Source organism: Chitinophaga sp. S165 (assembly GCF_003182155.1).
Taxonomy (GTDB): domain Bacteria; phylum Bacteroidota; class Bacteroidia; order Chitinophagales; family Chitinophagaceae; genus Chitinophaga.
The window spans coordinates 433,114-451,455 of the sequence record NZ_QGTG01000002.1; the positions used below are offsets into that span (position 1 = coordinate 433,114).

Consider the following 18,342-nt stretch of genomic DNA (forward strand, 5'->3'; position numbering starts at 1 on the left):
CTTATTTAGGCCTGGTAGTCGTCTGGTCTTTCTTGAATACCATAGCTGCCAGTACTGATGCCAGCAAACCAAGTATACCGTTTGTAAAGAACACATTACTGAACAGATAGATCCAGAAATTATCTTCCCGCTGTGCACCAGAAATAAAGTGCAACGCGATCGTAAGTAAGGTTACGATCAACACTGCCCATATCGTTGTTCTGAACCCCATCGCAAATAATGCCATGGCAGAGGTCCTTTCATGATGCTGGCTATTGTAATGAATAACAGAAAACAACACGCCCAGGAACATCAGCAGATTGCCAAAGTACCCTGTCCATAAGGCGGCTGACATATTCGTGAAGTAAAAGATGATCGTAAACACAATCGAGACAACGGCGATGATGATCCCATAAATGGGAGCAAGATTGACGTGATGATGATTTGCTGTTTGCATAACGGTTCCGTTTTAAGGTGAATAAATTACTGCGCTGCCGCTTCAATAGTCTGAATTACCTTACGCAGATCGTTCTTTGTTTTATCAATATCCTTCCACAGATCTCCCACTTCCCTGAGCCTGTCTGCCATGTTTCCAATATGGAAATCAGATATGGCAAGATCATCTGTCAGTTCATCCCAGTTCAATGGCGCAGAAACAGTGGCTCCCGGCTTTGGCCGTACGGAGTATGGAGAAGCAATGGTTTGTCCACGGCTATTCTGCATATAGTCGATATACACTTTCTTATTTCGCTTTGACTTTGTACGAATCACACTCGTAATATCGGGTAACTGTTGCTGTACCTGTTTTGCAACATACTCTGCAAATAAGCGACAGGTTTCATAGTTATACTTACCACCGGTAGGCACATAAATATGCAGACCGGAAGCACCGGATGTTTTACAGAAAGCCTTTGCCCCAAGTTGATCAAGAAGTTCTTTAATAGCCAGGGCTGTTTCTACGACGTGCTTAAATGCAATGTTTTCCGGGTCCAGGTCCAATACCAGGTAATCCGGATTATCGAGGTTCTTTACCCGCGACAGCCATGGATTGATCTCTATACATCCCAGATTGACCATATAAGCCAATGTAGCGGCATTGTTGCATACCAGGTAATCTACATCCCTCGAAGCAGATGCAGCATGCAACTGTATTGTTTTTAACCAATCGGGAGCTGATTCCGTATCAATGTCCTTCTGATAGAAACCTGCGTCGTTAATGCCGTTAGGAAACCGGTGCAGACTTAAAGGACGATCTTTCAGAAAAGGCAACACGTAATCGGCCATCTCCAGGTAATAATCCAGCAAGGTGCCTTTACTGATCTTTTCATCCGGCCAGTACAACTTCTGCTGATTGGTCAGTGTAACCTTCTTGCCGTTCAGCGTTACCACACGTTCCTTCTCATGTTTAACAGCCGTCGAAGCAGTAGCGTTTACGGCAGCTTTTTTTGTAGCCATCTTCGTAGATTTTGCAGTTTCCTTATGCACTTCCTTTGCCGGTTTATCCTTTCTCAATCCCAGGAATATCGGCTGACGCAGATGCCTGTCGCTCGTCCAGGAGGAGAATTTCACCTGGCATACCAGTTCAGGTTTAATCCAGGTGACGGGTGTATTAGTCCTGATCTTTTCCTTAAAAGGAGACGTCTTCTGCCGGTACGGCTGCATCTTCTCATACAACTCATTGATAAGCGCTCCATTCAATCCACCGCCACAGTTACCGACATATTTCAGTTCATTCTTATCATCATAAACACCCAGCACCAGCGACCCGATTTTCTTTCTGCTGCCCTGAGGATCAGTATAACCGCAGATGATAGCTTCCTGCTCATCTACGATCTTGATCTTCAACCAGGACATAGACCTGCGGCCTTCAGCATACAGGCTCTCTGCTTCCTTTGCGATGATACCTTCCCAACCTTTCTCCCTGGCTGTTTTATACAGTTTTTCGCTATTGTCAGCTACATGCTCGGAGTAGATCACTGTCTTGCTGCCCAGTTGTTTCACAACATCTTTCAACAACTCCTTTCGTTGAATAAGCGGCAATGCCATCAGGTCCTGCCCATCCAGCTGCAACAGGTCAAATACCACATATACCAGGTTGCCCGACGCATCGTTCTTATAGTTCTGCAGTGATTGAAAGTCAGACGTACCATCTTTTTTCATGATCACGATCTCTCCATCCAACACGGCATTGTGCGATAGTTTTTCCAATGCCGTTACCACTTTCGCATAGTCTTTATTAAAAGACAAATGGTTCCTCGAGTACAGCTCCACTTTACCTTTACGCACGTCAGCTATTGCCCGGTATCCATCCCACTTCGTTTCGAACAACCAGCCTTCCCTGCTGAACGGTGCATCTACCAGTGTAGCCATCATGGGAGTGAACAACTCCTTCTTAGCTGCCGCTGCTTTTACCTTTGCGGGTTGTGCTTTTTTTTTAGCGCCTCCTTTCATTTTCTCTTTCTCCTTCACACCTCTGTCCTTAATACGCTGCGGCGTATGATCTTCACTATTGTAGGTCTCTTTTACGGCATAGTTATCTTTATGCTTTAACAGCAACCAGGCATTATCATCTGAATTTTTCATTTTCACCAATGCAAATTCACCTTTCACCTTTTTCCCCTTCAGGCGTATTTTCAGATCACCATCCCGGATCTCTTTATTCGCTTCTTTGTCGAAGTCTTTTCCATCTTCACGCAACAATTCATAGCTTCCTTTGTCCCACACATAGACGAATCCGGCGCCATAATTCCCTTCAGGAATAACACCTTCAAAATCTTTATAATCATATGGGTGATCTTCAACCTGCATCGCAAGTCTTTTATCTGCCGGGTTCATGGACGGGCCTTTGGGCACTGCCCAGCTTTTAAGCACGCCATCTACTTCCAGGCGAAAGTCGTAATGCAAGCGGGAAGCATGATGACGCTGAATAACGAAGATGTGCTGTTTGCCGGTACTCTTTTTCTTCGTTCCTTTCGGCTCTGAAGTGTCCTTGAAATTGCGCTTCTGATCGTATGTTCTCAGGCTCATGATGCACGTTTTTTATTACCACTGGTGTTACCAAGACTAGCCTTCAGCTGATCGAACAGATCAGAGCTCTTGGTATGTACAACTTTCATCTTTTTCACTGTACGGCGTTTGCCGCTTGCCTTAGCTTTGATGATCTTCAGCAGGTCTTCATGATAAGTGTCTTTGTATTGACTGATATCAAATTCACTTGTATAACTTTCCACAAGTTGCACAGCCATATCCAGCTCCCGTTTGCTGATCTTGCTGCTGGAAGGAATTGACAGATCTTCCGGTGAACGGATCTCCTGTTCAAATCTCAGTTGTTGCAACATCAGGTAATTGTCTCTTGGTCGGATAACGGCCAGGTGTTCACTCGTTCTGAGTACAAAACGCCCCAGTCCGGCCTTACCCGTTTTCTGTAATGTTTTCAACAACAATTCATATGCTTTCACGCCGGCTTTATCCGGTTCTATGTAGTAGGGTGTCTCAAAGTAGATATCATCTATTTCTGCCTGCTCTACGAAAGATTCGATGGTGATGATCTTACTTTTTTCGGGAGCGGCCTCCTGGAAGTCTTCATCTTCCAGTATGATATACTCGTCGTTATACAGATATCCTTTCACTATCTGTTCCCAGGGTACTTCTTTACCTGTATTTTCATTCACACGTTTAAACTTAATATGGGCATGATCTTTTTTATCCAGCATGTCCAGGTCCAGCCTGCTGTCCTGTGTTGCGCTGTATAATTTGATGGGTATGTTAACTAACCCGAAACCAATTGTTCCTGACCAAACAGCTCTCATAAAAAAATAATTTAAAGGTGATATGTGATGAAAACCAAACTATATGCCATGGCACGCGTTTTGGATTTTAACACAGTAACAAAAACCTTTGTTTATGGAAAAGCCAGGCGAAATGACCACCCTAAGCCGGGTGATGGAAAAATTACATGAAAGAGGTCTTGATCATGAATTAAAAATGAGTGACCACGGCAGAATGCAAAATGTTGAAAAACAAAAAATCTACAACCCAGAAGAGCTCAAAATCATTAAAACTTACCGGTTTGAAGGAGAGTCTGATCCGGCCGACATGTCAGTACTGTACCTGATAGAAGACAAGGACGGTGAGATTGGCTACGTACTGGATGCTTATGGTGCATATAGCACACATGAGGAGTCCGGATTTGATGAATTTCTCCAGAAGATACCGGTAGAAGACAGGGAAGATCAGCTGATCTTCGCGTAACAATAGTTCATGTAAAATTCTAATTAAGAATTAGGGAATCTGATGCTTAACAATCCGATTCCCTAATTCTTAATTTTTTATACCTTGTTTCCTTACTTTCTGCAGTGTAACAGTTTTCATGAATTTCAGCAGGACCTTTTCGTCGTTATGCAGGCCATCATCAGAAGCCTGATTCCTTCCCGCCCGTAAGTCCTCCAGATACGGTTCCAGTTCACACTGTTCATACGCTTCCAATATCTTCGGATGGATATAGTATTTCTTACAAACGGCCCTTGTATTGCCCAGTTTTCCGGCCACACTGTCTATGATATGCACCAGGTTCTGTTTACACTCGGAGGCTGAGCTGAAAGGGGTAAGATCTGCCAGCAGGTTCAATGCGTTTACCGTTCCGAACCAAGTTCTGAAGTCTTTACAGGTATAGTCTTCCCCTGTCCAGAGTTTCAGGTATTCGTTAATATCGCCGGAGTCCAGGCTTTTGTGATCCTCGCCTTCATAGTATTGAAAAAGTTCCTGTCCGGGAATATCTCTGACCTTTTGTAATAATCGGGCTAACTGGGCGTGTTTAAGCGTTATTTTATGCAGGACGCCCTTTTTCCCCTTGAATCGAAAAAAGGCCGTATTTCCGTCTATTTTGACGTGTTGTACATGTAATGTGGTCAGTCCATACGAGCCATATAGTTTTTCATAGGAAGCATTTCCTACCCTGATCAGGGTTTCCTGCATAACGCTGAGCGCGATGGCTGTAACCTTCTCTTTATCAAGACTTTTCTTACGCAAAGCAGTATCAATATGGTCACGTAATTGCGGTAGTTTCTCTCCAAAATGTAGCAGACGGTCGTACTTGGTCTCATTACGCACCTTCGCCCAGGTGGAATGATAGCGGTATTGTCTTCTACCCAGGGCGTCAACACCGGTAGCCTGTAAGTGCCCATTAGCATATGGACAGATCCATACATCTTCCCAGGCAGGCGGTAATACCAGTCCGCGGATCCTTTTCAGGACCTCTTCATCTTTGATAATATCACCATGCTGATCGCGGTACTGAAAGCCGTTTTTCACTCTTTCACGGCTATACCCTGCTGTACCGGATTTTACATAACGTAGTTTCACAGCTTTGGCCGTAGCCATTGCTTCGGCAATTAAGTCCATAACACGCAATTTCAATCGTTCACAATGTTAGTGTTGACGGGGATTAAGAAAGGCCTCTAACATTAAAGAATGCAGAGGCCTCAGGGTTCCCATCTATACGTTAACCTTATTCAGCAGCAGCTTCTTCATTTATTGAAGATTCTGCCAGTTGAGTAAGTAAAACATCTGTTTCCTTTTCCTCGTTCAGGGTCTGTTCCAGCAATTGAACTGCTTCGTCATGACCCATTTTAGCTGCCAGGGTACGAAGGCTGCCATAGGTGGCAATTTCGTAATGTTCGATCTTCTGGCTACAAATGATCAGGCCTGCATCTCTTACAGCGCTATCTTCTTCTGTATCGTCGATCACTTCCTGCCCTTCTTCTATCAGGCCTTCCATAGCCGGGCATTTTTTTGCCTTTGCGGTCTGGCCTACTGATTCGAATACTCTTTCGAGGCGGCTAACGTGTTCTTTTGTCTGGTCCTGGTGAGTGAGAATAGCGTCTGCCAGCTCCTCGGAAGTAGCCGCTTTCTGCATTTTACCCAGTGCTTTTACCAATGCTTTCTCTGCCCAGTATATATCTTTTAATCCGTCTAAGAAAAGTTGATGGAACTTTGAGTTGGGCATATCTTCATTCTGGCTTTTGCTGCTCCTTGAACGGGAGGCGCTGGTTGATCTCGAAGCAGTGCGAGATGTTGACGTAGATTTACTGCCTGCGGCACTTCTGCCAGTTGTTCTGGACTGGCTGCCTGTTTTTGACTTAGATTGGGTTCTTGTTGCCATGTTATTTGGAGTTTAATAGTGTAACAAATTATTCTTCCGGAATTACTTTTGAATCTTCTTCATCGTAACTGTTGCCAGTTTCCATGATCGTTTTGTCGGGGAATAAATCCGGCGATCTTTCCTGTACATCCTCACGGTCCTGTTCTGCTATCAGCGCTGTCCTTTCTTCCGTTTCAAGTTCTGCCTTCTCGTTTACTGCTTTGGGATTAGGAGGAGAACGTTTAATATCGTGATCCGGCACCTCGTTCGGCACAGGAGGCGGAGGCCCCGGCGGAGACGGTGGAGGTGTTATTTCCGGTCCCGTTGGTCTTGGTGGTTCCTCTTTTGGAGGTGGTTGTTTTTCAGGGACGCCTCCTGGTGAAGGATTGCCCGCTGACATATGATAGTATTGCATAGTTCAGATTTTTTTAGTGAAACGATTGCTTTCAAGTGTGCAGTTGTATCGGACGCTTTCCCTTGTGTGCTATTGATTACCAGTAGCAATAAGACAAAGTTCATTCCATCACGCATCAGCATATGTGGGAGATACATATCACACATAGCTATATTGCTTGTAAATGCTTATCCACAAATGATTACACGGACATATTACATACCTCGACGGTTATATGAAGTTATTGAGCAGCCACGGCAGGAATGCCTGTAGAATAAGTCTTTCACTGTGTGGAAATTGTTGGATAGTAGCCAAAAGAATTGTGTAAATTCGAATGCTTACCACTCAATCATCGGGAAAATGCATATACCTGTACAAAAGAAGATCAGATTAGGATTCTTCGTCGCCTTTACTGTAATCATTGTTGCTTCCATATGTTCCTTCCTGGTGACTAAAACCCTGCTCGACAATGCGCGGTGGCTGAACCGCACCATTGAGATCTCTAAAAGTCTGGAGGTGATCACCAAACAGCTGAAAGATGCTGAATCTGCTGTGAGAGGGTACAGCATTACCAGAGATACGGCTTTTCTGCGGCCTACCATGCAGGAACGCAGTATTAAGATCGAGGAGGAATACATGATGTTGCGCAGGATAACAGCAGATAATCAGCAGCAGCAAAGGCATCTTGATACCCTGAAAAAATTGCTGGAAATGAAATACCGGCAACTGATAGCCGGAGAAGCAAAGCTGACTTCCGTCCAGAAAGACACTTCAGCTGTACAGGAAGGTGAAAAATCGATGGACAGGATAGACCGCAAAGTGCAGGACATGCGGAACATAGAGGACGCAAAGCTTCACCAGAAATCCAGGTTACAAAGTTTCTTTTCAGCGATATGGATACCGGTCATATTCATTTCCTCCCTTATGGCTATCCTCATAGGCATCTATTCGTACATAACACTCACCCGGGAGTTCCGCTTGCAATTACATATAGAGTCACGCCTGAAGTCTTACCAACATGACCTCCAACAGAATATCAAGCTATTGAACAAGTCAAATGAAGAACTGGAGCAGTTTGCCTATGTAGCTTCGCACGACCTGCAGGAACCTTTACGTAAGATATCTACCTTCAGTGACCGTTTGCAAACCAAATACGGTGATCACCTCCCCGCTGAAGCAACAGACCTGATACTCCGTATGACAGGCGCCGTGGGAAGAATGCGGGTATTGATCAACGACCTGCTGCTTTTTTCAAGGGCAGGCCGTATCACACCTGAAAACATCGTAAAAGTGGATATGACCCAGGTGGTACAGGAAGTGGTCAGTGACCTGGAAGTAAGTTTGCAGGAAAAAAGAGCCGTGGTCAATATTATGACCATTCCGGCCATTGAGGGCAATCCTACTTCCTTTCACCAGCTATTCCAGAACATTATTGCCAATGCCATCAAATTTGCTCATCCTGACCGTCAGCTGGTCATCAATATAAGGTCTGAAGAAGAAAATAACCATTGCCGCATTTATATAGAGGATAATGGTATAGGTTTTGACCCTACATATGCCGAGCGCATCTTTTTACTATTTCAAAGGCTACACGGTATGAGCGAATATTCCGGTACCGGTATAGGACTGGCCATCTGCAAAAAAATAGTAGATAGCCATCATGGACACATATCTGCCCTGGGAGCACCCGGTCAGGGCGCAACATTTATTATTACATTACCACTAACGCAAAACCCTTTATCATGAATAGAAGTAAAGGCGCCCGAAAAGTTAGCATTCTTATTGCAGATGATGATGCTGACGACAGAGAATTGATCCGGGCAGCTTTTGAAGAAAGCAGCACACAGCACGACATTAATTTCGTGGAAAATGGCGAAGAACTGCTGCATTACTTAAACCGTAACGGTCACTATGCGGACGAAACGCTACACCCGTTTCCACAGATCATCCTGTTGGATCTCAATATGCCTAAAAAAGATGGAAGGGAGGCATTACGTGAACTGAAAGCAGATAATGTCTTTAAGAGCATTCCTGTTATCATATTGACCACATCTATGGAAGAAAAAGATATCGTTAAAAGTTACGAGCTGGGTGTAAACAGCTTTATCATAAAACCAGTCACCTATTCAGAACTCGTGGAATTTACCCGCGTACTGGGTAAATATTGGTTTGAAATAGCAGAACTGCCAAAAGTATAGAGAATGACAGATCAACCCGTACATATATTGATGATAGACGATGACGAGGACGATTTTTACCTCGTCAGCCAGTTGTTGCAGGACATTTCCCCAGGACAGTATCATCTGGACTGGGCGCCTACCTATTCCAAAGCGGTAGAAGAAATAGACAGGAAGGTACATGACATTTACCTGGCCGACTATCGTCTGGGGCCTTATACAGGTATCGACATCCTTCACCATTTTCAGCAGCTGGATTACAAAGCGCCGGTGATCATGCTTACCGGTAAGGGAGACTATTCCATAGATAAGGAAGCGATGCAGGCAGGTGCATCCGATTACCTGGTTAAAGGTGAGATCAGTGCCGACCTGCTGGAGCGTTCCATTCGTTATGCGCTGGACGAAGCCCGTCATCTTCGCATCATTGAAGAAAATGAAAAGAAGTATTTCGGTGTATTCGAAAAAGCACATGACCTGATCATCCTGGCAGACTGTAACAAGAATGTTATAGACGCTAATCCCGCTGCTATCAGGACACTGCAATACAGCAAAGAAGAGATATTGAAACTGAACCTTAAACATCTCTTTTTCCAGGAAGACCAGTGCAAACATTTCTTTGAGCATATCTGTGGCGTAGATTCAAGCTTACGTACAGAATATAACTTCCTGACCAAACATGGAAAGAAGCTTGACGTGATGGTCAGTGCAGTTACACTGGATGAACAGGAACAGATCTTCCTATGTGTAGTGCAGGATATTACTGAAAGAAAACGGGAAGAACTGGAAAAACAACAACAGCAGAAATTTGTTGTTACCGGCCGTATTGCCCGCGTGATAGCGCATGAAGTGCGTAACCCGCTGACCAACATCCTCCTGGCCGTTAGCCAGTTCAAGGGAGAACCTGTCAGTGTGGAAGACAGCCAGGTGTACGTTGACATTATCGAACGTAACTGTACACGTATCAATCAGCTGATCACAGAGCTGTTGCACTCCACGAGGATGATAGAATTGAATATCCGCCCTCACGGCATCAATGAACTGACAGATAAGGCCCTGGCGCTTGCACAGGACCGCCTGCAGCTAAACGGTATCAATGTAAAGAAAGAATATGTCAAACAGGATGTACTGATCCCGGCAGACGAAGACAAGATGATCATAGCATTGCTGAACATTATCATTAATGCAGTGGAAGCAATGACACCGGGAGAAGGATTACTTACATTACAAACCGCTAAGCAACGGGATAAGGCGGTGATCACCATCGTCGATAACGGACCTGGCATTCCTGAGGATACAAAGAACCGTTTGTTCGATCCGTTCTTTACCAATAAGCCTAAAGGAACGGGATTAGGATTAACCAGTACCCAGAATATAATCATGAACCATAAGGGCACGGTACACGTGGAAAGTGAGATAGGAGAAGGAAGTATATTTACCGTCGTACTGCCATTGAACTAAGTAAACATCAGGAATGAATGCGGAGAAAATCCTTTGTATTCATTCCTGATATTTCTTACATAGCGTTTAATTTCTCATCAGTATTTTCGATCGCCTCTTCCACGGAATGCGACTCTTTCATATCCATTCTTTTCTTTGTTTCTTCCGCCAGTCTGCAATAATAGTTATGCAGTGTATCAAGTTCTTCTTCCGTCAGATCTTCCACAACAATAAGACGGTTACTTGCCAGCTTATTTGCCGCGATCAATTCATTCAGCTTTAGCTGTACTGATTTAGAATCTTTATTCTGTGATTTCTGGATAACGAATACCATCAGAAAAGTGATGATCGTTGTACCGGTATTGATGACCAGTTGCCAGGTATCTGAATACCCGAAAACAGGCCCTGTAATACCCCAGATAATAATTGCAAGCATGGCAATGAAAAACGCCCATTGCGATCCGGTAGCCTGGGCTACCTTACTGGAAAAGCGCTCAAAGAAACTCGCACTTTTCTTCTCCCCGTTATCTGTCTGTTGCTGATTATTTATCGGATTCATAACTGCATGGTTTTATCGCTCATAAAAGTGCAAATAACATACCGGGCAATAGAAAAGGCCCGTTAGAGAACGGGCCTGTGATTGAGTATAAACAAACATTATATTGATATCGCTAGTAGTTAATATTGAGCAACCTTAATTTGTTGTATAAGGTTTTACGGTCGATGTTCAACAGCTGTGCAGCCTTCGTCTTATTGTACTTTACCTCTTTAAGCACATTGATGATCTTATTGTACTCTGCCTGCAGTGCAACTGTTTTCAGATCGTTTTCGTTTGTGATAGAGATCAGTTCACCGGACATATTCACCTGGTGATCTTCCTCATATGGTTGCTGTGCAAATGACTCTTTCATTTCCAGCGGCAATGTGGATAGTGTAATATCATCATGCTCCGGAGTAAGGAGGCATGCACGACGTATCACGTTCTTCAGTTCGCGGATATTACCAGGCCAGTTATACCGGCTGAAACATTCCCATACTTCATTCGTGATCTTACCACAGTTCTTTTGCAATTCTCTTTCCACCTGACGCATGAAGGCATCTACAAACAGCGGAAGATCTTCAACTCTTTCGCGCAGTGGCGGAATGTAGATAGTGAACTCGTTAAACCTGTGGAACAGATCTTCACGGAAGCGGCCTTTCGCTACGGACTCGGACAGCTTCTCATTAGATGCCACGATGATACGCACATCTACAGGGATCTCTTTAAGACTACCTACCCTACGGATCACTTTTTCCTGGATCACGCGCAGCAATGCTACCTGTATATCATAGGAAAGATTGGCTACTTCGTCAAGGAAGAGTGTACCTCCGTGAGCTTGTTCAAAGGCGCCGATCTTCGTATTGATAGCACCTGTAAATGATCCTTTCTCATGACCGAACAGCTCACTCGCTGCCAGTTCTTTGGAAAGGCTGCCGCAATCCAGCGCTACGAAAGGCTGGTTATGCCGTTTACTATGATGATGGATGAGATGTGCTACGGATTCTTTACCGGTACCGGTTTCACCGAAGATGATCACGCTGTAGTCGGTAGGCGCCACCAGTTTGATCTGGCGGAACAGTTCCTTTGCGCCGGTACTTTCACCATAAACGTATTTATGGCTTTTATCCAGCATTTCGCCATCAGGTTCACCATCGCTTGAAGCAGGCGCAGATCCGTTACCGGCAGGAGCGCCATTCACTGTACGCATCGGCATAGATTCTTCACGCTCACGTTCTGCGTCCATGTGGGCAAATGCCTTATGTACCAGGTTCAATATTTCGTCCGGATAAAGCGGTTTTGAGAGGTAATCGTAAGCGCCGTTTTTCACCATATCCACAGCGACCCTAACATCTGTGTAGCCGGTAATGATGATCACGATAGTACGTGGGTTGATCAGCAGGATATCCTGCAGCAACTGTGCACCATCTGTATCTTTTAACCTGTAGTCACATAACACCAGGTCAAAAGTTTTCTCTTTCATCATTTTCAAGGCAGTAGCCCCACTCATTGTAGTATCCACCTTGAAGCCATGTTTACCTAAAAACTTGCTCAGTAACGTACAAATATTGATCTCATCGTCAATTATCAGAATATTTCTCATAATATTTATATGTGGTGTTAGAACAACAGCTAACTTAAATTTACTAATTAAATTTCTTTCTCTATTTCTGGCTTAACATATTACTCATAAGTTCATCCAGATTGGTGACATTAAATGGTTTTGCCATAAAGTAACTGGCGCCGGCATTTAATGCTTTTTGCTTTTCCATACCGTTATCGTATGCACTTATTGTGATGACGGGGAGCGCCGGACATTTCTTTTTAATGGCGGGCAATGCTTCCAGGCCTGAACCATCAGGCAGGTGTATATCCAGGAAAAGCAAATCAGGTTGTTGTTGCTGTAAATATTGCATTCCTTCAGTCAGCGCGTGAACATACTTTACATTATATCCATGTTTTACCAGACTTAATTGCAACAACTTACAGATATCAGGTTCATCGTCAATAATCAGAATAAACGACCCTTTTTTCCCCTCAGAAGTCAATATTTTTTCGGACGGGTGCCCCACACCCGCTTTTATATGCTGTGCCATGCTTTCACTTGTTCCATTAAGATTGATTATCAAAAACTTAGATGTATTCGTACAAAAACCGGTTCTAAATAAACAGTAAGTCCATCCTGATTCGTCCAAAATACCTAGATACTATGCTTTCAAATATCAATCCATTACCAACCCCATGATTTCCATAGGGCATTCTATTCCAGCACCCTGCAAAGTTGTAGAATAATTTCCACACTATTTGTAGAGACTCCCCTAAATGCGATGGTATCGACAACAGTTATAGGGATATGTACAGATGGTATGGTAATTGAATCTTTCCCAATAGAATAAAGGCTTTTCATTCATAGCTGTTGTTTTAGTTATTGTCCCGGGTAGCGATTCCCGGGACAATTTTATTTCATTAACATCTCATTCACATTTTTCTTATTTCAAGCATCTACATTTGGGCATCCAATGTTTAGTTCAATACATCTGCGAAATCAGATGTCAAATATTTTAACAGGTTGTTTTCTTGTTTTAAGTGAAGAGCCAGGTTTTTTAGCCTGGCTCCTTTATTCTTAATAATTTCTTAACCCGCTTTTTTTTGTTCTACCCCTTATTGCAGGTAATATTACCGGTCTATTAACCCAAGTGTTGAACTGACACTACCTAGCCAACATCCCTCAAAGTAAACGCGACTTATATGAATGTGACTATCGAATATGGTATAGTCGGAATTCCTGAGCACCATATTAAAATAACCCACCAGTTACCCGCGCAGTATGCTGCCTATCGCTGTGACTTCGCAGACGGCGTACTTGTTACGAGCCCTCCTATTGATATCATTTATCATACAGCCAGCGCCAATGGCTGCAGCATGAGTAATAACATATTCATCGTGAAAGAACCCGTGCAATTGCTTCCAAAGGTACAGGAAGGCCTCAGTGTTGTATGCTGCATGATAACAGGAAGTGTCAGCCTCTCGTACCTGGACATGACAACCATTCCCCTGCTCCAGGGACAGTATAACTGTTTTCATATTGTTGGGCCGCAGCAGCCTACGCTTTTTAGTCCTGGGATATACGAAATACAGTATTACGGCTTCAGCCGGGAAATGCTTGCCGAATATACCAATCATTCCAAATTAGCTAAGAAGTGGCTCCATAAGATCGATGTGGGGCTTCCCGTGGTCCTCACTTCCACCCCAGGAATTATCTGGGAAGGATTACATCATCTTAATCATGAACTAAAATTCAGTATTGTGAACACAGGCCTACGGAGAACATGGCTGCTGGGAAAGCTGCAGGAACTACTCATCCTCATTCTTGAACAGCAAGATACCAATACTGTTTCTTCCTCACACGATGTTACCTTTAACACCATACGGGCGTTTATCCGTAATAACCTGGATAAGGAACTGACCGTCTCGCAACTGGCGTCCACTTACTTCCTCAGTGCCTCCAAACTGCGCCAAAGCTTTATTAAGTATTGCGGGATGTCATTCAGCGAGTACCAGCTTAAAATGAGGATGGAAAGAGCAAAGTCGCTGTGTATAGCGAATGAAGTGAGCATTGCGCATATTGCGTATATCGTCGGGTATAAGAATCCTTCAGCACTGACCAAAGTGTATAAGAATTTTTATGGCGAGACCCCAAGTGAGACAAGGAAGAATGAAGGGGTATAACATACCTGCATCACTTTTCACTAACAAAAAAAACTAACTGCAGGAATGAATATCAGGGAATAAGCAAATAGCCCTTTTGGACAACTTATGAACCCAATTTTAAGCTTAACTTCAAATAGCCATCTGTTAATCCCAAAACCCCTAAGACAAACACAAACTGTATGAATATACTGTTGATGGTTGACTCGGTCTCCACACTGTTCCCAAAAAAGGTAAACATAACGCTGATACATGCAGAGAGCAGGGAAGTAATTGCTAACCACGCACTCAATGACTTTCCATTGCCCGAACAGTTTAACAAGCCGACAATATTAGATATCGGCGGTAGCCGCTGGCGGGTACTGAAAGTAGAAGCCCTGCGTCCAGGGAACTATTTTCGCGCTGCGAAGATCCAGTTACATGTGCTGCCACCCGATAGCATTGTCAGATCAGATAAATACCTCGTACCGACCCTCGTCCCACCGGAACTTACTCCTACTACTAAAGCAGCCCCGCTGTTTAATAACTTCACGTTGCATATTACTCATGACGAGTGGCTACAGTTCGAATTTCTCCCACTCTCTGCTCTTGAGCAGATCCAGGAAACAACGGCAGTAATAGAGTCAATAATAAATTCGACAGATGATAATAATAATCTGTTGGGATACTCCACTTCCCATACAAGAGATCTGACATCAATAGCCAAACTTGAAATTCCGTTTGATGATTTCTGCACCTTTACGAACATCATAGCCAGAGGAAATATCCTGCTGCCAAACGATACCTATATCGAAAATGGGATTGCGCTGGAATCCGGCGATCATGTTTATTACGGCATTCTAAATAACGGGGTAATTACAACATTGGCAATAAAAGAATTTGACTGCCTTGATGAAGAGCTTTCAAATGTATTATCCAGGTATGACCTGACATTCGTGGACTGGTGCAACGCAAGCATTCTTGGTGAATCCGACCAATAAGGGTTATCGGCCCCCCACCCGAAGACCCCGGCATCCCCTCTGAAAAAACTGCCCTCCAGCCCTTATAACCGGAATGTCGTACTTTTGCCCCAATGCAAAAATACGCTAACATACTCTCCGCCTTCAATATCGACGCGCTCAATGAAATGCAGCTCGCGAGTATTGAGGCCAATACACAGGCTGACAACGTCATTCTCCTTTCCAATACCGGCTCGGGTAAAACCCTGGGGTTCCTGATCCCTGTACTGGAACTGCTCGATAAAAACACTCCCGGCACGCAGGCACTGGTGGTCGCTCCTTCCCGTGAACTAGCCATGCAGATCGAAAAGGTCTGGAAGACCATGGGCACCGGGTTCAAAGTAACCTGCTGCTACGGCGGGCACAAAAGGGAAATAGAAGAAAATAACCTGCTGGAAGCACCGGCATTGGTAATAGGTACACCCGGACGGCTTGGAGATCACATCCGCAGAGAAAATATCAAAACCGCTGGTATCACAACCCTGGTATTGGACGAATTCGATAAATCGTTAGAAATGGGCTTCCAGGAAGAGATCGAATTCATCATCCAGTCTCTTCCCAACCTTAAGAAACGTATCCTGACCTCTGCTACAGAAACAGTGGATATCCCTGACTTCGTCGGCCTGGAAAACCCCGTGAAGCTGAACTTCCTCACAGAGGAAAAGAAAGAAGCCCTGGCCATTCAATATGTAGAAGCGGAAGACAAGGATAAGATAGATACCCTGTTCAGACTGATCTGCTACCTGGGTAACAGGTCAACGATCGTGTTCTGCAATCATCGTGAAGCGGTAGAACGCACGAATGGCCTGTTGAAAGAAAAAGGTATCACAACAGTATTCTACCACGGCGCAATGGAGCAACAGGATAGAGACGCCGCATTATGCAAGTTCAGGAACGGGACATCTAATGTCCTTGTAACTACCGACCTGGCTGCCCGTGGCCTCGACATTCCAAATATCAGGTACATTGTTCACTATCACCTTCCGCATACAGCCGAGACCTATACACATCGTAACGGCCGTACCGCCAGGATGGATGCCAGTGGCACCGCCATCCTCATCATAGGACCGGACGAAAAACTGCCGTCATACGTAGAAGAAGAAGCAACCCTGGTCACCCTTGAAGATCATTACGAACTGCCGGAGAAGCCTAAGTGGACTACCTTCTTCATTGGTGCAGGTAAGAAAGATAAAGTGAATAAGATAGATATCGTCGGTTTCCTCACCAACAAAGGACAGCTAAAGAAAGAAGACGTGGGACTGATCGAAGTGAAGGACTTCTTCTCTTTTGTAGGTATCCGTAAAAGCAAAGCTGCTCAAACGCTTGTGCTTGTCCAGAAAGAAAAGATCAAGAATAAGAAAGTAAAGATCGACGTAGCTAAATAAAAAATCCGGCCATTCGCTTGTAGCGGATGGCCGGACAATGCAAAAAGAGAAAATTACTTCGCTATCCAGGGGCGTGTATTCATGTTATCCGCACCTTGCCTGTCCACCGCAGTTTTACGGTTCGCGCCATTCAATGACTGCTCCTGTTGAGGATAGATAAACCTTACAGGCACCTTGTTATCATTCAGGTTATATTGACCAGGCACGATTTCCGGCATACCTGTCCTTCTCCAGTCAAACCAGGCTTCCAAACCATTGAAATAATAAGCGATCCATTTCTGTAATGCGATCTTTGCCAGCTTCTCTGTCTGAGTACCGGTATATACTACACCAGTCTGAGTCAGATAATTAGCAGGCATGTCTACATTCAGGCCATATTGAGCAGGCACAATGCTCTTCCAATAGTTAAAGTTGGCAGTGATACCATTGGAATAATAGGTAGCAGCATCACCTGTGGTAATCATGTTACGCTCTCTGGCTTCCGCCAGGGTGAATTGTAATTCGGCATAGGTCATGAGTAATGCTCTTGGAGCAGCAGGATCCGGCGGGGCCTGGCCGATGTCATTACATACCAGGCAAGCGAAGGTATAACCCACGCGGGATACGCCCTGAACACCACCATTATATTTCAATGCTAACTCTTCGTTCAATCCGTTAGGGATACCCGCTATTACAGGGGCGCCCTCAGTAACAGACTTCTGTGTAGGACGGCCGAATACGTTCAGACGGGTATCTCCCAGTGCCGACAAACGATCAACCAGTGTCTTACTCACCCTGAACTCATCGAATGAACCTACACGTGAACCGTACAGCGGCCATTGGTTAGGTGCTGCGGCAAGGTATTCCAGCTCCGCATTATCCTCATTACCGGTGAATATAGGATTGTTAGCAGGATCAGCAAGAATAGCGGTCATTTCTGCATCTACGGTTTTCTGTTTTGACAGGCGCAGCAGATAACGAAGACGCAGTGAGTTAGCCAGCTTACGCCATTTGATGATAGCACCGGCGCCACCACCATACAGGATATCGCCGTCGAGAACAGGCGTCGCTTTAGCCAGGAATTCATTTGCCTTTTTCAGGTCGTTCAGGATACCGGCATAGATGTCTTCCTGTTTATCGTACTCAGGTTGGTATTTTCCTTCAGTTTTGGCTTTACCAGCCTGTGAGTAGGGCACATCACCATAAGCATCAGTTACCTGGGCAAACATCCAGGACTTCAGTATCAGGGCAACTCCTAGGTATGCATTAGTAGAATCAGTACCTACAGCAGTAAAAATGTTCTGCAGATTACGGTAGTTATTATAAGTGGCATCCCAGGTGCTGTTCTGCTCTCCCCATAGATAACGGTCTTCGTTCACGAACTGGATCTTGCCGTGATGTTGTACAACAATGTTCCCGATACCCCAGGCTGCATTCACCTGCTGGTTCATCATATTCCTGATCACACCACTCAGCAACAGGTCCGGCGTTACATTGGTAGGACTGTTCTTGTCGGTGTTCGTATCACTAAAGTCTTGTGTGCAGGCAGAAAAGAGACCTGCCAGTAAAAATATCTTTAAGAATTTCATGGTTCGCTTTTTTTGGATG

The 18,342-nt window shown here is 44.5% G+C and carries 17 protein-coding genes; 7 read left to right on the forward strand and 10 right to left on the reverse strand.

The window, feature by feature from the left end; translation table 11 throughout:
- Position 1: 1 nt before the first annotated feature.
- Genes C7475_RS09915 through C7475_RS09925 form a run of 3 tightly spaced genes read right to left on the reverse strand, consistent with a single transcriptional unit; the run spans position 2 to position 3,788 of the window.
- Positions 2 to 436, reverse strand: coding sequence for a hypothetical protein (locus C7475_RS09915; RefSeq protein ID WP_110053205.1), 435 nt, complete (start codon positions 434 to 436; stop codon positions 2 to 4).
- A 26-nt stretch (positions 437 to 462) separates the two neighbouring features.
- A complete protein-coding gene (gene ligD / locus C7475_RS09920) occupies positions 463 to 3,006 on the reverse strand; it encodes a DNA ligase D (protein ID WP_233259812.1) in 2,544 nt (847 codons plus the stop codon).
- The gene (locus tag C7475_RS09925; protein ID WP_110053207.1) at positions 3,003 to 3,788 is read right to left on the reverse strand and encodes a Ku protein; all 786 of its coding nucleotides are present in this window, start codon (positions 3,786 to 3,788) and stop codon (positions 3,003 to 3,005) included. Before C7475_RS09925 ends, ligD begins: the two co-directional genes overlap by 4 nt.
- Before the next feature lie 94 nt (positions 3,789 to 3,882).
- On the opposite strand from C7475_RS09925, the gene C7475_RS09930 reads away from it, so the two are divergent.
- Positions 3,883 to 4,230: a hypothetical protein gene (locus C7475_RS09930; RefSeq protein ID WP_110053208.1), complete on the forward strand. Its 348-nt coding sequence runs from the start codon at positions 3,883 to 3,885 to the stop codon at positions 4,228 to 4,230.
- A 69-nt stretch (positions 4,231 to 4,299) separates the two neighbouring features.
- Here C7475_RS09930 and C7475_RS09935 read toward each other — a convergent pair whose 3' ends face one another.
- The 3 genes from C7475_RS09935 to C7475_RS33140 all read right to left on the reverse strand — a co-directional run bounded on the left by C7475_RS09935 (position 4,300) and on the right by C7475_RS33140 (position 6,533).
- Positions 4,300 to 5,379 (reverse strand): DNA topoisomerase IB, encoded by a 1,080-nt coding sequence (locus C7475_RS09935; RefSeq protein ID WP_110053209.1) that lies wholly within the window; start codon positions 5,377 to 5,379, stop codon positions 4,300 to 4,302.
- A 106-nt stretch (positions 5,380 to 5,485) separates the two neighbouring features.
- Positions 5,486 to 6,139, reverse strand: a complete 654-nt coding sequence (locus C7475_RS09940; protein ID WP_110053210.1) for a ferritin-like domain-containing protein — start codon at positions 6,137 to 6,139, stop codon at positions 5,486 to 5,488.
- 28 nt (positions 6,140 to 6,167) lie between these two features.
- Entirely contained in the window at positions 6,168 to 6,533 is a 366-nt protein-coding gene (locus tag C7475_RS33140) for a hypothetical protein (protein WP_199236202.1), read from the reverse strand.
- 339 nt (positions 6,534 to 6,872) lie between these two features.
- On the opposite strand from C7475_RS33140, the gene C7475_RS09950 reads away from it, so the two are divergent.
- Genes C7475_RS09950 through C7475_RS09960 form a run of 3 tightly spaced genes read left to right on the forward strand, consistent with a single transcriptional unit; the run spans position 6,873 to position 10,147 of the window.
- A complete protein-coding gene (locus C7475_RS09950; protein ID WP_110053211.1) occupies positions 6,873 to 8,258 on the forward strand; it encodes an ATP-binding protein in 1,386 nt (461 codons plus the stop codon).
- The gene (locus C7475_RS09955; protein ID WP_110053212.1) at positions 8,255 to 8,710 is read left to right on the forward strand and encodes a response regulator; all 456 of its coding nucleotides are present in this window, start codon (positions 8,255 to 8,257) and stop codon (positions 8,708 to 8,710) included. Before C7475_RS09950 ends, C7475_RS09955 begins: the two co-directional genes overlap by 4 nt.
- Before the next feature lie 3 nt (positions 8,711 to 8,713).
- The gene (locus tag C7475_RS09960) at positions 8,714 to 10,147 is read left to right on the forward strand and encodes a hybrid sensor histidine kinase/response regulator (protein ID WP_110053213.1); all 1,434 of its coding nucleotides are present in this window, start codon (positions 8,714 to 8,716) and stop codon (positions 10,145 to 10,147) included.
- Positions 10,148 to 10,202: 55 nt separating this feature from the next.
- Here the strand turns inward: C7475_RS09960 and C7475_RS09965 are convergent, their stop codons facing one another.
- The 3 genes from C7475_RS09965 to C7475_RS09975 form a co-directional block, all read right to left on the reverse strand.
- The gene (locus tag C7475_RS09965; protein ID WP_110053214.1) at positions 10,203 to 10,685 is read right to left on the reverse strand and encodes a low affinity iron permease family protein; all 483 of its coding nucleotides are present in this window, start codon (positions 10,683 to 10,685) and stop codon (positions 10,203 to 10,205) included.
- 112 nt (positions 10,686 to 10,797) lie between these two features.
- On the reverse strand, positions 10,798 to 12,267 hold the full coding sequence (locus C7475_RS09970; RefSeq protein WP_110053215.1) for a sigma-54 dependent transcriptional regulator: 1,470 nt from the start codon (positions 12,265 to 12,267) through the stop codon (positions 10,798 to 10,800).
- Between the two features lie 61 nt (positions 12,268 to 12,328).
- Entirely contained in the window at positions 12,329 to 12,859 is a 531-nt protein-coding gene (locus C7475_RS09975) for a response regulator transcription factor (protein WP_233259813.1), read from the reverse strand.
- Positions 12,860 to 13,412: 553 nt separating this feature from the next.
- On the opposite strand from C7475_RS09975, the gene C7475_RS09980 reads away from it, so the two are divergent.
- From C7475_RS09980 to C7475_RS09990, 3 genes are all read left to right on the forward strand, one after another.
- A complete protein-coding gene (locus C7475_RS09980) occupies positions 13,413 to 14,393 on the forward strand; it encodes a helix-turn-helix transcriptional regulator (RefSeq protein WP_110053217.1) in 981 nt (326 codons plus the stop codon).
- A gap of 161 nt (positions 14,394 to 14,554) precedes the next feature.
- A complete protein-coding gene (locus tag C7475_RS09985; protein ID WP_110053218.1) occupies positions 14,555 to 15,352 on the forward strand; it encodes a hypothetical protein in 798 nt (265 codons plus the stop codon).
- A 92-nt stretch (positions 15,353 to 15,444) separates the two neighbouring features.
- A complete protein-coding gene (locus tag C7475_RS09990) occupies positions 15,445 to 16,755 on the forward strand; it encodes a DEAD/DEAH box helicase (RefSeq protein WP_110053219.1) in 1,311 nt (436 codons plus the stop codon).
- 53 nt (positions 16,756 to 16,808) lie between these two features.
- Here C7475_RS09990 and C7475_RS09995 read toward each other — a convergent pair whose 3' ends face one another.
- Positions 16,809 to 18,323 carry a SusD/RagB family nutrient-binding outer membrane lipoprotein gene (locus C7475_RS09995; RefSeq protein WP_110054026.1) on the reverse strand — a complete coding sequence of 505 codons (1,515 nt, stop codon included), beginning with the start codon at positions 18,321 to 18,323 and terminating at the stop codon, positions 16,809 to 16,811.
- Positions 18,324 to 18,342 lie beyond the last annotated feature (19 nt).

Bases quoted from the DNA above. Each gene is read 5' to 3' on its own strand.
- C7475_RS09915 (WP_110053205.1), bottom strand. From the start codon at position 436: ATGCAAACAGCAAATCATCATCACGTCAATCTTGCTCCCATTTATGGG.
- ligD (WP_233259812.1), bottom strand. From the start codon at position 3,006: ATGAGCCTGAGAACATACGATCAGAAGCGCAATTTCAAGGACACTTCA.
- C7475_RS09925 (WP_110053207.1), bottom strand. From the start codon at position 3,788: ATGAGAGCTGTTTGGTCAGGAACAATTGGTTTCGGGTTAGTTAACATA.
- C7475_RS09930 (WP_110053208.1), top strand. From the start codon at position 3,883: ATGGAAAAGCCAGGCGAAATGACCACCCTAAGCCGGGTGATGGAAAAA.
- C7475_RS09935 (WP_110053209.1), bottom strand. From the start codon at position 5,379: ATGGACTTAATTGCCGAAGCAATGGCTACGGCCAAAGCTGTGAAACTA.
- C7475_RS09940 (WP_110053210.1), bottom strand. From the start codon at position 6,139: ATGGCAACAAGAACCCAATCTAAGTCAAAAACAGGCAGCCAGTCCAGA.
- C7475_RS33140 (WP_199236202.1), bottom strand. From the start codon at position 6,533: ATGCAATACTATCATATGTCAGCGGGCAATCCTTCACCAGGAGGCGTC.
- C7475_RS09950 (WP_110053211.1), top strand. From the start codon at position 6,873: ATGCATATACCTGTACAAAAGAAGATCAGATTAGGATTCTTCGTCGCC.
- C7475_RS09955 (WP_110053212.1), top strand. From the start codon at position 8,255: ATGAATAGAAGTAAAGGCGCCCGAAAAGTTAGCATTCTTATTGCAGAT.
- C7475_RS09960 (WP_110053213.1), top strand. From the start codon at position 8,714: ATGACAGATCAACCCGTACATATATTGATGATAGACGATGACGAGGAC.
- C7475_RS09965 (WP_110053214.1), bottom strand. From the start codon at position 10,685: ATGAATCCGATAAATAATCAGCAACAGACAGATAACGGGGAGAAGAAA.
- C7475_RS09970 (WP_110053215.1), bottom strand. From the start codon at position 12,267: ATGAGAAATATTCTGATAATTGACGATGAGATCAATATTTGTACGTTA.
- C7475_RS09980 (WP_110053217.1), top strand. From the start codon at position 13,413: ATGAATGTGACTATCGAATATGGTATAGTCGGAATTCCTGAGCACCAT.
- C7475_RS09985 (WP_110053218.1), top strand. From the start codon at position 14,555: ATGAATATACTGTTGATGGTTGACTCGGTCTCCACACTGTTCCCAAAA.
- C7475_RS09990 (WP_110053219.1), top strand. From the start codon at position 15,445: ATGCAAAAATACGCTAACATACTCTCCGCCTTCAATATCGACGCGCTC.
- C7475_RS09995 (WP_110054026.1), bottom strand. From the start codon at position 18,323: ATGAAATTCTTAAAGATATTTTTACTGGCAGGTCTCTTTTCTGCCTGC.